This is a genomic window from Streptomyces incarnatus, from assembly GCF_001027185.1.
Lineage (GTDB): Bacteria > Actinomycetota > Actinomycetes > Streptomycetales > Streptomycetaceae > Streptomyces > Streptomyces puniciscabiei.
Window position 1 is genome coordinate 837,388 of the sequence record NZ_CP011497.1, and the last position, 11,781, is coordinate 849,168.

The window sequence follows — 11,781 nt, forward strand, 5'->3', positions numbered from 1 at the left end:
GGATGTTGATTGCTCAGGCGGTATGGAGGCCGCAGTGCGGAGTAATCGGATCGGTTCAGAAGCTGCGAGACCCGGTCGCCGTGGACGGTGGAGGGCGGTCCTCGCGACGGCCGCGACCATCGCCCTGGCGACGGGCATGACCACAACCGCCGTGGCGCAGGACGGCGGTGGGCGGACGCCCGTCGCGCCCGCCGCCGCGCCCGCCGCCGGTCCGGGGGCGCACACGGTGAGTTTCGACGGCTACTCGTTCCTCGTGGACGGCAAGCGCACCTACCTGTGGTCCGGCGAGTTCCACTACTTCCGGCTCCCGAGTCCGGATCTGTGGCGCGACATCTTCCAGAAGATGAAGGCCGCCGGGTTCAACGCCACCTCGCTGTACTTCGACTGGGGATACCACTCGCCGAAGCCGGGTGCGTACGACTTCAGCGGGGTGCGGGACGTCGACAGGCTGCTCGACATGGCCCAGGAGGCCGGGCTCTACGTGATCGCGCGCCCGGCGCCGTACATCAACGCGGAGGTGGACAGCGGCGGTCTGCCCGGCTGGCTGACCACCAAGGCCGGGCACAACCGCAGTGACGACCCGCAGTTCCTGAAGTACGCGGACGAGTGGCTGACGCGGATCGACCGGATCATCGCCCGCCATCAGCTGACCAACGGCACCGGATCGGTCATCGCCTACCAGGTCGAGAACGAGTACTACAACGGCTCGGCCGCCGGCCGGTCCTACATGAAACACCTGGAGGACAAGGCCCGCGCCGACGGCATCACGGTGCCGCTGACCGGCAACAACAACGGCACCTTCAACTCCGGTACCGGCGCCCTGGACGTCGACGGTCCGGACTCCTACCCGCAGGGCTTCAACTGTTCGAACCCGTCCAAGTGGAACGGCGTTCCCGACATCGGCTACGACCATCCGGACGGCAAGCCGCTGTACTCCCCGGAGTTCCAGGGCGGCGCCTTCGACCCCTGGGGCGGGCCGGGCTACGACAAGTGCGCCCAGCTGATCAACGACCGGTTCGCCAACGTGTTCTACAAGCAGAACATAGCCGTCGGCGCCACCGCGCAGAGCTTCTACATGACCTACGGAGGCACCAACTGGGGCTGGCTCGGCATGCCGGAGAACTACACGTCGTACGACTACGGCGCCGCGATCCGCGAGAACCGCCAGCTCGATCCGAAGTACTACGAGGACAAGCTGATCGGGTACTTCACACAGTCGGTCGCCCCGCTGACCAAGACCGAGGCGATCCGGGCCACACCGCCGGACGACTCCGCGGTCGTCGACACCGCCCGGATGAACCCGGACACCAAGACGCAGTTCCATGTGCTCCGGCACGGTAACTCCACGTCCACGGCGGTCGACCGGACCCATATCTCGCTGGACTTCAACGCCCAGCCGTCCGCGGACACCACCTACACCTGGGACGACCCCGACTCCGCGCTGCAGTACGCCGGTTCGTGGTCGCACGTGGCCGACCAGAGTTACACCGGCGGCGACTACAAGCACACCGAGTCGTTCTCGAACAAGGCCGGTGACTCGGTCACCGTCCCCTTCGACGGCACCGCGATCCGCTGGATCGGCTCCAAGACCGACAACCACGGAAACGCCGACGTCTACCTCGACGGCACCAAGGTGGCGACGGTCGACGACTCCGGCGGCGAGAACCAGGCGGTGGTCTTCCAGAAGACCGGCCTGGCGGACGGGGCCCACACACTGAAGATCGTCGTCGACGGCAACCACAGCTCGGGCTCCTCGGACAACTACGTGTCCGTCGACGCCATCGACGTGCCGACGGCCGCCACCGCGACGCCGACCTACCCGGTCGTACCGCAGCAGCCGGGCACCGCGATCACGCTCGACGGGCGCGACTCGCACGTGATCGTGGCGAACTACCGGCTCGGCGAGGCGCAGTTGCAGTACTCGACCTCGGAGATCATGACCAGCGCGGCCATCGGGAACCGGGATGTCGCCGTGCTCTACGGCGACCCGGGCAGCGACGGAGAGACCGTGCTGCGCTACTCCTCCGAGCCCAGCGTGACCACCAGCGGCGGCACGGCCACCACGACCTGGGACAAGGACACCGGTGACCTGCGGCTGAACTACACCCACAAGGGCCTGATCCGCATCAGCGTCAGCGGCGGCGGAAAGCCCCCGCTGCTGCTGCTCGTCGGCGACAAGGCCACGGCGAACACCTTCTGGCATCAGGACACGGCGAGCGGCCCGGTGCTCGTACGCGGCACCCACCTGCTGCGGACGGCGAGCAGCCTCGACGGCGGCCGTACTCTGGCGCTCACCGGCGACAACGCCGACGACAGGAACATCGAGGTGTTCACCTCCGCCGACCACGTCACCTGGAACGGCAGGACACTGAAGACCCGGGCCACCGACACGGACAGCCTCACCGGGACGATCCCCGTGGCCGCCCCCGTACATCTGCCGACCCTGACGACCTGGAAGCACGCCGAGGAGTCCCCCGAAGCCGCCCCCGGCTTCGACGACACCAGCTGGCAGGTGGCCGACAGGACCACCACCAACAGCGTCTCCGGCGTCAACTCCCTGCCGGTGCTCTACGCGGACGACTACGGCTTCCACACCGGAAACACCTGGTACCGCGGCCGCTTCCACGCCACCGGCAAGGAGAACGGCATCCACCTCGTCTCGGACTCCGGAGGAGACGCGCAGGCCTTCTCCGCCTGGCTCAACGGCACCTTCCTGGGCAGCTCCACCACCGGCAGCGCCGACTTCACCTTCCCCGCCGGTGCGGTGAAGGCGAAGGGCGACAACGTCATCTCCGTGCTCACCGTGAACATGGGGCACGAGGAGGACTACAACTCGACCAACGGCAACAAGACCGCCCGGGGCCTGACCAGCGCCTCCCTCGTGGGGGCGCCGCTGACCTCCGTCACCTGGCGAGTGCAGGGCGTACGAGGCGGCGAGGAGCTGCAGGACACCGTGCGCGGCCCGCTCTCGACGGGCGGCCTGTACGGCGAGCGCGCCGGGTGGTCCCTGCCCGGCTACCCGGACGGCACATGGAACCAGGTGTCCCTGCCGACGACCGACACCCGTCCCGGAGTCTCCTGGTACCGGACCGACGCGACACTGGACCTGCCGCGCGGCCAGGACACCTCACTCGGGCTCACGTTCACCGACGACCCGTCCCGCAGGTACCGTGCGACGATCTTCGTGAACGGCTGGCAGGTCGGGAACTACGTCAACTACCTCGGCCCCCAGCACACCTTCCCGGTCCCCGACGGGATCCTCGATCCGAACGGCCGCAACAGCATCGCCATCGCCGTGTGGAACCTGGACGGCAGCACCGGCGGGCTGGGCAAGGTCTCGCTCACCGACTACGGCAGCTACGCCTCGTCCCTGCGGGTCGCCCAGAACGACAGCCCCCGCTACGACCACAAGAAGTACGCGATGCCCGAGCGTCCGGGAGCGGATGTCGCCCTGGACGTCCCGGACACCGCCCAGCCGGCCCAGGCCTTCACGGCCCGGGCCACGGTCCGGGTACCGAAGGACCGGCCGTCCGCCTCCCGGCTGACGGCCTCGCTCTCCGCGCCCGACGGCTGGAGCACGAGTGCCACGAGCCCCACGTCGGTCGAGCGCGTGCAGCCCGGCGGATCGGCCACCTTCACCTGGAAGGTCCAGCCGCCGGCCGGGAAGCTGCCCTCCGCCTCGGCTCTCACCGCCACGGTGCACTACGTGCAGAACGGACGGCAGGCCGCCGGCGCCGACGAGAGCATCGTCGGCGGGATCCCACCGGCTCCGCCGGCCGGGAAGAACGCGGTGAGCGACCTGCCGTTCCTGTCGTCCACGAACGGCTGGGGCCCGGTGGAGCGAGACACCAGCGTCGGCGAACAGGCAGCCGGGGACGGCCGTCCGATCAGCATCAACGGGGTCGGCTACGCCAAGGGCCTGGGCACCAACTCGGTCAGCGATGTCGAGCTCTACCTCGCCGGAACGTGCTCGCGGTTGACGGCGGACGTCGGTGTCGACGACGAGACGGGTGGTGCGGGAACGGTGACGTTCTCCGTGATCGCCGACGGCAAGACCCTCGTCACCACCCCGACGCTCCGCGGCAAACAGGCCGCGCGGCCGATCGACGTCGATGTCAGCGGCGCCCAGGTGGTCGACCTCAAGGTCGGTGACGCCGGTGACGGCAACGGCAACGACCACGGCGACTGGGCGATGCCGACGCTGACGTGCGGCTAGACGCTCAGCTGACCGACGCCTGTGACAGCGGGTCCTGGCCCCTCTGTCACAGGCGTTGTTTCACCCGGCGGTGATCGACCGGGTCGTATGGGGGCGTCAGCGGGTGGCGTGGTGGCTGAGGGCCGCGTGCGGGTCGCCGCTGCCGGGCGTGGGGTGCGGGTCGGTGTGCACGGTGGCGGCGGTCAGCCGGGGCACCGCATGGATCAGGGCGTGTTCGGCTTCGACGGCGATGGCGTGGGCCCGGGCGACGCTCAGCCGCGGGTCGACGACGATGTCGGTCTCCGCGCGCAGGCAGTGGCCGATCCAGCGCATCCGCACCGAGCCGACGTGCTCGACGCCCTCGACGGCGTGCAGGGCCCGCTCGGCGCGGTCGATCAGGGCGGGGTCGACGGAGTCCATCAGACGCCGGCAGACCTCGCGGGCGGCGTCCTTGAGCACCATGAGGATCGCCGCGGTGATCAGCAGCCCGACGGCCGGGTCGGCCCAGCGCAGGCCGAGGGCGGCGCCGCCGGCGCCGAGCAGGACGGCGAGGGAGGTGAAGCCGTCGGTGCGGGCGTGCAGACCGTCGGCGACCAGCGCGGCCGAGCCGATCCTGCGGCCGGTGCGGATGCGGTAGCGGGCCACCCACTCGTTGCCGGTGAACCCGGCCAGCGCGGCGAGGGCGACGGCCCACAGGTGGCTGACGTCGCGAGGGTGCAGCAGACGGTCGACGGCCTCGTAGGCGGCCAGCGCGGAGGAGGCCGCGATGGTCAGCACGACGGCGATGCCGGCCAGGTCCTCGGCGCGACCGTATCCGTAGGTGTAGCGGCGGTTGGCCGCCCGCCGCCCGAGGACGAAGGCGATGCCGAGAGGCACGGCGGTGAGCGCGTCGGCCGCGTTGTGGATGGTGTCGCCCAGCAGCGCGACCGACCCCGATACGGCCACGATCACCGCCTGCACGACGGTGGTGGCCCCGAGGACGGTGAGCGACAGCCACAGCGTGCGCATCCCCTCGCGGGAGGTCTCCATCGCCGGGTCGACCTTGTCCAGCGCCTCGTGGCTGTGCGGAGCGACCAGGTGCGCGAGCCGGTGCCGGACCTTCGACCACCGCCCGCCTCCGTGAGGTTGATCGTGGTCATGCCCGTGTCCGTGGCCGCCGTGGTGGTGTCCGTGCGGCTCGTGGGTGTGGGTCTGCTCGTTCACGGTGCGCCTTTCACGGACGGCGGGCCGGCCGAAGGTGGACGTCGGTACTGCAGTCCCCCCATTATGTGCACATGAACGCACGCATGCATCTGTCAGGTGCGCACCCCTCGCAACAAGCGGACGACAGTGAACGCCTCGCGGTCGCCGTGGAGGTCCTCGGCCTGCTCGCCGACCGCACCCGGCTGGCGCTGCTGCGGCGCCTCGGCGAGGGCGAGGCCGACGTCACGACGCTGACGGGGGCGACCGACGCCGCGCGGACGTCGGTCAGCCAGCATCTGGCCCGGCTGCGTCTGGCCGGGCTCGTGACCACCCGGAAGGAGGGGCGCCGGGTCGTGTACGCCCTGCGGCACGGACATCTGCGCCGCCTGGTCGACGAGGCGCTGAACATCGCCGACCACCAGATCGGCCACCTGCCGCCGCACGACTGACACCCGTGGCGAGGGCCGGCCGGCCGGAAGCGCTCAGGCTCCGGCGGCGGTGACCACGGCGTCCGTGGCGAAGCCGAGGAGCAGACCGAGGAGGACGCACCAGGTGGTGAGCGTCTTCAGCTGGGCCTTGCGGGCCACGGCGAGCAGTTCGATGACGACGTACAGGATGGAACCGGCGGCCAGGCCGAGGAAGGCGATGGAGAGGGTGTCGTTGACGAGGTGCTGGCCGACGAGGGTGCCGAGGAAGGTGGGTCCGCCGCCGATCAGGCCGAGCCGGAAGAGGGTGGCCCAGGTGGGGCGTTCGCCCTCGGCGGCGAGCGGGGCGACGATGCCGAAGCCCTCGGTGGCGTTGTGCAGGCCGAAGCCGATGATGAGCAGCACGGCCAGGGAGAGTTCGCCCTTGGCGGCGGAGTTGCCGATGGCCAGGCCCTCGGCGAAGTTGTGCAGGCCGATGCCGGTCGCGATCATCAGGGCGAGGGAGGCCGCCTGACTGCGGGTCCTCGGTGCCAGCTCCGTCGCCGCGGCGGCGCCGGGACCGGCGGGTCGCTCGGCGGCGGCTCGGCGGCGGGCGGTCCAGGCGTCGTAGTACACCAGGCCGGCGAGTCCGGCGGTGAGTCCGGCCGCGAGGACCAGTCCGCCGGAGGCGACCGTCGCCCACCGGTGGTCGCTCAGCGCCGCGTCGACCGGTTCCCAGGCGTGGGTGAGGACGTCCCAGACCAGGAAGATCAGGATGCCGATGGCGACGGCGTTCAGCCCGGCCTTCAGACGGGGCGTCGGTGTGCGCAGCCGGCCGAGCGGGAGGCCGAGGTAGATGGTGAGGCCCGCGATGGCGCCGAGCAGGGCGATGTTGCCGCTGGACATGGGGAGAACTCCGGGTCGTGCTCAGGTGGCGGCCTGGTGGGGGCGGCCGCCTGGGGACGAGCTCAGAATAGGTTAGGCGTGCCTTACCTAAGGACTTCCTGTGCGGCGCTTGGCTGAATCTTGACGGACCCGTTGCCGCGCGGTGTCCCAGCCACCCGGCCGTACCCGGTGCTCCTTCACTCGAGGCATCCCGTGAGCCGTTCGTAGGCGTGATGGGCGGCGCTGATCAGGTGTTCGGCCTCGGCGCGGCTGCCGCAGCCGGTGACCTCGCCCGCGTCCCGGCGCTGCAGGCGGGCCAGCACGGCGGCCCAGGCGTCGCCCTCGGCGTCCCGGCGGGGCAGGTCGTCGGTGTCGACGAGGCCGATGAAGGCAGGGTCCTCGGCCACGCACAGCAGCACGGGGGCGGCGGGCACGGCCTGGTCCCCGATGCGATGCAGGACGCCCAGGGGCCGGGCGGGCACGGTGGCCCCGGCGAGGGCCGGTTCGGGCATCAGCACCAGGGCGTCCAGGGGCGACCCGTCGGCGTCGAGGGTGTCCGGGATCCGTCCGAGTCCGACCGGCCAGCCGGTCGAGGTGAGCCGGCCGGAGGCGCCGTCGTCGGACGTCCGGATGGTGGAGGATGCGGTCGCGTCGATGTCGACGGTGATCCGGGGCATGGCCCTGACCTCCTCGGACGTGAGCATGGTCAGCGGGTAGAGGCCATCGGCACCGCGTCGGTGCGGTCGGCGGCGAGCCCCGTCGCCGGATACCAGCAGTCTCCTGCCGGGCGCCTGCGCAGGCAACCAGCCGGGCCGGGGCCCGACGGGCCCTTCGCGGTGCGGATCGGGTGCGCACGCCGGGTCCCCGCCTGTACCGCCGCCGCACCCCGGGGGCTGGACGAGGAGCAGGCGGACCGGACGCGGATCAGCAGTCCCGTTGCCGGGCGGCCCTGGTGTCAGCGTCGGCCCAGGTGACCAGCAGCAGCACCACGGACAGGGCCTGGATCGCGACCACCACCGTGATCAGCGCGGGGATCGAGTAGCCGTACAGCCCGCCGGTCAGCGCGCCGCCGGCCAGGCTCGCCACGCCGACGACGCCCGCGAAGAGGCCGTACGCGGTCGCCCGCCGCCCGCTGGGCACCAGGTCCGCGACCGTCGCGCGCAGGGTCGACTCCTGGATGCCCATGGCCGCGCCCCACACCAGCGACCCGAGCACCGCGACGGCGACCGTGTCGGTGAACGCCAGCGCCACCACGCCCGCCGTGAGGACGGGCAGGGCGATGAGCACGCGGGGGCCGAGCCGGTCGTACAGCCACCCGGTGGCCAGCGCGGCGACCGCATCGACGGCCATCGCCGCCGCGTACAGCACCGGCACCCACGCGGTGGACAGCAGATGGCGCTGGACGAGGTGGTAGGAGAGCACGCCGAAGGTGGCGAAGCCGGTCGTGGTGGCCGCGGTGAAGGCGGCGTAGGTCCAGAACGCCCTCGGCAACCGCCCCTCCCGCCCGTCCGGTGCCCGGGGCGCAGCGGCCGTCACCTCGCGCTCGTAGGCTTCCGGGTCCGGCACCCGGGCCCGCAGCCGGAACAGCAGCAGGAGTACGGCGATGCCGGGGACGGCGAGCACACCGAGCGCGGGGCCGTAGTCGTTGCCGGTCAGCGCGAGCATGCCCGCCACCAGCAGCGGGCCGACCAGGGCGCCGATCTGGTCCATCGCCTCATGGACGGCGAAGCCCCGGCCCCGCCCGGTGGCGGCGGTGGCATGCGAGAGCAGCGTGTCCTTCGCCGGTGAGCGCACCGCCTTGCCGACCCGCTCGGCGATCACCAGCACGCACGCGGCCCACAGCACCCCGGCCACGCCCAGCAGCGGGACCGAGACGACCGTCAGCGCGTATCCGGCGATCGCCAGCCCCCAGAAGCGGCGGGTCCGGTCGGCCATCGGCCCGGACACCAGCCGCAAGCCCAGCGCCGCGGACTCACCGGCGCCGGTGACCACTCCGACGACCAGGGCGGACGCGCCCAGCGAGGCCAGCAGCGGGCCGGTGATCGAACGGGCGCCCTCGTACACGACATCGGCGAGCAGGCTGACCGTGCCGAACCAGACCACGAACCGCCACGGCCCCATCCGCACCGACGGCCGATCCGCCTCCCGCTCTCCGGACACCGGCTGATCCATCCCCACAGCGCCTCCGCGTTCACGGACCCGACGAGCCTTGCCACCGCTGCCACCGCTGCTTCCCAGCCACCATGCGGCGCGTCTCCGTCGCTGCGCACCATACCGCCGGGGGACGTTGCGAGAATGCCCGGATGACAGCCGGGACCGCGTACCACGGTGAGATGGGCGAACAGTTCGCGGCGCAGGCCACGGACAGCACGTACCACGCGCATACGGACCGGCCGGCCATGCTGAGGCTCGCCGGTGACGTGACCGGGCTCCGGGTCCTGGATCTCGGGTGCGGGGCCGGCCACTACCTCGCGGAGTTCCTGGAACGGGGAGCTGCTCAGGTCGTCGGGGTCGACGGGAGCGAGAGCCTCCTGCACTGCGCGCGGGAGCGGACCGGGGCCGATGCCGTCCTGCACCGTCACGATCTGGAGGAGCCGGCGGCCTTTCTGGCGGACCAGTCGTTCGACCTGGTCGTCATGGCACTCGTGTACCACCACATCGACGCGCGCCGACAACTCCTCGCCGAGATCCGGCGCGTCCTGCGGCCGGGCGGCACCCTGCTCGTGTCCACGACCCATCCCACCGGCGACTGGGGCTACTTCGGCGGTTCGTACTTCGCCCACGAACGCGTGGAGCTGCCTTTCGGCGACGGCTTCGCCCTGAGCTACTGGCGGATGACGCTGGAGCAGTTCCTCGGTGAGCTCTTGCGGGCCGGGTTCGTCCTGGAGGCTCTGGAGGAGCCGCGAGCGCAGGAGTCCGCGCGAGCGGCCGATCCGCGTCGCTACGAGAAGACCCACCGCGAGCCGCATTTCCTGGCGGTCAGGCTCCGTCGCCCGTAGGGGGCATCAGAGTACGAGCCACGTACTACATGACAAGTAGTATCGCGGCTCGTACCATGTCCGGAGCGGACGCAAGGAGACCCATGCACAGCAACGACGCCCAGATGCTCGTGCTCACCGTCCTCGCGGACGGCCCGCGGCACGGGTACGCCATCAACACCGCGATCGAGGAACTCACCGGCCGCAGACTCGGCCCCGGCAGCCTCTACGGCGCCCTGTCCCGCCTGGAGGGGCGCGGGCTGATCCGGCCCGCGGACCAGGCGGCCGAGGCCCAGGAACGCCACCGCACCCTGCGGATCACCGACGCGGGCCGCGACCAACTGCGCGCCGAACTCGAGCAGTTGGCCAGGATCTCCGCCGCCGGCCTGCGCGCGCTCGGGATCACCCCGGCATGAACGCGGCCGCGCTGCTGATCCGGCTCTACCCACCCGCCGTACGCCAGCGATGGGGCGAGGACATCCGCCACGAGGTGTCCGCGTCCGGCATCCGGTCCTGGCCCGACACCCTCGCCGGGGCCGCGCGGCTGTGGCTGCACCCCGGCGACTGGCCCGAGACGACCAGCGGACAGACCCGCCGCGTGCTGACCGTCGCCCTGTTCGCGCTCACCGCGGCCACCGGACTGCTGCTGCGCTCGGCCGAACCCTCCACCACCCTCACGGCCGACCTCCACCACCCCCCGACCAGCCTGTGGCTCCTCCCGCTCCTGACCGGCATCGCCCTCGCCGCACCGCTGCCACCCCCGCACGGCGCAGCCCTCCGCCACCTGACCACCACGGCGGCCCGGACCCTGGCGGCCCCGGCCACCGCGGTCGCGACCCTGTGCCTGACGGCATGGAGCGGCAGAACCGAACACCTCACCGGCACCACCGAGGCCGCCACGGTCACCTCCTACTGGCTCACCCTCGCCTTCGTCGCAGTTCGCCTGTGCGTCCTCGTCGCCCGCATCGCCCGCACCGCGCACCTGCCGAGCACACGCCGGCTGTCCACGGCCCTTTTGTGCATCGGCACCGGACTGACACTCGCGGCGAGCCAGAACCTCCTCGCCGCCACCACTCTTCACCCCGGCTCCCTGGCCGAAAGCGCGGCACTGGGTGTGCTGGCCGCCGTGGCGGTCAGCGCCGGCCGGGATCTGCGACGGAACAGGGCGTAGCTCCGGTGACGCCGATCCGGAACAAGGCGTACGGGAGAGTTGACCTTGCCCTCAGGGGCAAGGTTTACGCTGCCGTGGGCTGACGCTGGAACAGCTCGTATGCCGATCTGCCGATCATGGAGTCCGTGTGCCTGACCTGAACGCCACAGCTCTGCGTGGCGCCACCCTCCACTACGACGATCTCGGGCCCTCGACCGGGCTGCCGGTCCTGCTGATCCACGGGCACCCCTTCAACCGCACCCTGTGGGCACCCCAGGCCGAGGCGCTGACCGCGGCCGGATACCGGGTCATCACCCCTGACCTGCGCGGGTACGGCCGCAGCAGCGTCACCCCGGGCAAGGTCTTCCTCTCCGACTTCGCCGACGACCTCGCCGCGCTCCTCGACCACCTGGACATCGGGCGAGCGGTGGTCGGCGGTGTGTCCATGGGCGGTCAGATCGCCATGGAGTTCCAGCACCGGCACCCGCGGCGGGTGCAGGCCCTCGTCCTGTCCGACACCTCCGCCCCCGCCGAGACCGATGAGGGCAAGGAGTTCCGCAACCGGCTGGCCGACCGGCTCCTCGCCGAGGGGATGGACTGCTACGCGGGCGAGGTGATCGACAAGATGCTCGCCCCGTACAACGTCGCCGCGCTGCCGGATGTCGCCGAGCGAGTCCTCGGCATGATGCGCGCCACCGACCCCCGCGGCGCGGCGGCGGCACTGCGCGGACGGGCCGAACGCCCCGACTACCGGGACACGTTGGCCGCCGTACGGGAACCGGTGCTGATCGTGGTCGGGGCGGACGACGTCTACACGCCGGTCGCGGACGCCGAGGCGATCCACCGTCTCGTCCCCCACGCCACCCTGGTCGTCATCGAGAAGGCGGGCCATCTGCCCGGCGCCGAGCAGCCCGGGGCCTTCAACCGCGCCCTGCTGGATTTCCTCACCACACAACTGGCCCGGCACGCGGGCATGGAGGGATGAGC

The 11,781-nt window shown here is 71.6% G+C and carries 10 protein-coding genes; 6 read left to right on the forward strand and 4 right to left on the reverse strand.

The genetic code is table 11. The features are described from left to right. The first annotated feature begins 34 nt into the window (after positions 1-34). Positions 35-4,216 (forward strand): beta-galactosidase, encoded by a 4,182-nt coding sequence (locus ABB07_RS03665; protein WP_208897210.1) that lies wholly within the window; start codon positions 35-37, stop codon positions 4,214-4,216. A gap of 96 nt (positions 4,217-4,312) precedes the next feature. On the opposite strand, the gene ABB07_RS03670 is transcribed toward ABB07_RS03665, so the two are convergent. Beyond that, positions 4,313-5,398 carry a cation diffusion facilitator family transporter gene (locus ABB07_RS03670; protein WP_208897212.1) on the reverse strand — a complete coding sequence of 362 codons (1,086 nt, stop codon included), beginning with the start codon at positions 5,396-5,398 and terminating at the stop codon, positions 4,313-4,315. 71 nt (positions 5,399-5,469) lie between these two features. Here ABB07_RS03670 and ABB07_RS03675 point away from each other — a divergent pair, with 71 nt between their 5' ends. Next, entirely contained in the window at positions 5,470-5,826 is a 357-nt protein-coding gene (locus tag ABB07_RS03675; protein ID WP_208897214.1) for an ArsR/SmtB family transcription factor, read from the forward strand. Positions 5,827-5,859: 33 nt separating this feature from the next. Here ABB07_RS03675 and ABB07_RS03680 read toward each other — a convergent pair whose 3' ends face one another. The 3 genes from ABB07_RS03680 to ABB07_RS03690 form a co-directional block, all read right to left on the reverse strand. Continuing rightward, complete coding sequence (locus ABB07_RS03680; RefSeq protein WP_208897216.1) at positions 5,860-6,687, reverse strand: ZIP family metal transporter; 828 nt, start codon at positions 6,685-6,687, stop codon at positions 5,860-5,862. Between the two features lie 176 nt (positions 6,688-6,863). Further along, the gene (locus ABB07_RS03685) at positions 6,864-7,370 is read right to left on the reverse strand and encodes an inorganic diphosphatase (protein WP_208897218.1); all 507 of its coding nucleotides are present in this window, start codon (positions 7,368-7,370) and stop codon (positions 6,864-6,866) included. A 220-nt stretch (positions 7,371-7,590) separates the two neighbouring features. Continuing rightward, the gene (locus ABB07_RS03690) at positions 7,591-8,826 is read right to left on the reverse strand and encodes an MFS transporter (RefSeq protein ID WP_244189208.1); all 1,236 of its coding nucleotides are present in this window, start codon (positions 8,824-8,826) and stop codon (positions 7,591-7,593) included. Positions 8,827-8,969: 143 nt separating this feature from the next. Here ABB07_RS03690 and ABB07_RS03695 point away from each other — a divergent pair, with 143 nt between their 5' ends. The 4 genes from ABB07_RS03695 to ABB07_RS03710 all read left to right on the forward strand — a co-directional run bounded on the left by ABB07_RS03695 (position 8,970) and on the right by ABB07_RS03710 (position 11,779). After that, positions 8,970-9,665: a class I SAM-dependent methyltransferase gene (locus ABB07_RS03695; RefSeq protein WP_208897220.1), complete on the forward strand. Its 696-nt coding sequence runs from the start codon at positions 8,970-8,972 to the stop codon at positions 9,663-9,665. Between the two features lie 83 nt (positions 9,666-9,748). Further along, a complete protein-coding gene (locus ABB07_RS03700; RefSeq protein WP_208897222.1) occupies positions 9,749-10,060 on the forward strand; it encodes a PadR family transcriptional regulator in 312 nt (103 codons plus the stop codon). After that, positions 10,057-10,815, forward strand: coding sequence for a hypothetical protein (locus ABB07_RS03705; protein ID WP_208897224.1), 759 nt, complete (start codon positions 10,057-10,059; stop codon positions 10,813-10,815). Before ABB07_RS03700 ends, ABB07_RS03705 begins: the two co-directional genes overlap by 4 nt. A 136-nt stretch (positions 10,816-10,951) precedes the next feature. Beyond that, positions 10,952-11,779 carry an alpha/beta fold hydrolase gene (locus ABB07_RS03710; protein WP_208903263.1) on the forward strand — a complete coding sequence of 276 codons (828 nt, stop codon included), beginning with the start codon at positions 10,952-10,954 and terminating at the stop codon, positions 11,777-11,779. The last annotated feature ends 2 nt before the right edge of the window (positions 11,780-11,781 follow it).

What these genes read in the sequence shown, in the direction of transcription:
- ABB07_RS03675 (WP_208897214.1), top strand. Translation starts at nt 5,470, where the DNA reads ATGAACGCACGCATGCATCTGTCAGGTGCGCACCCCTCGCAACAAGCG.
- ABB07_RS03680 (WP_208897216.1), bottom strand. Translation starts at nt 6,687, where the DNA reads ATGTCCAGCGGCAACATCGCCCTGCTCGGCGCCATCGCGGGCCTCACC.
- ABB07_RS03685 (WP_208897218.1), bottom strand. Translation starts at nt 7,370, where the DNA reads ATGCTCACGTCCGAGGAGGTCAGGGCCATGCCCCGGATCACCGTCGAC.
- ABB07_RS03695 (WP_208897220.1), top strand. Translation starts at nt 8,970, where the DNA reads ATGACAGCCGGGACCGCGTACCACGGTGAGATGGGCGAACAGTTCGCG.
- ABB07_RS03700 (WP_208897222.1), top strand. Translation starts at nt 9,749, where the DNA reads ATGCACAGCAACGACGCCCAGATGCTCGTGCTCACCGTCCTCGCGGAC.
- ABB07_RS03705 (WP_208897224.1), top strand. Translation starts at nt 10,057, where the DNA reads ATGAACGCGGCCGCGCTGCTGATCCGGCTCTACCCACCCGCCGTACGC.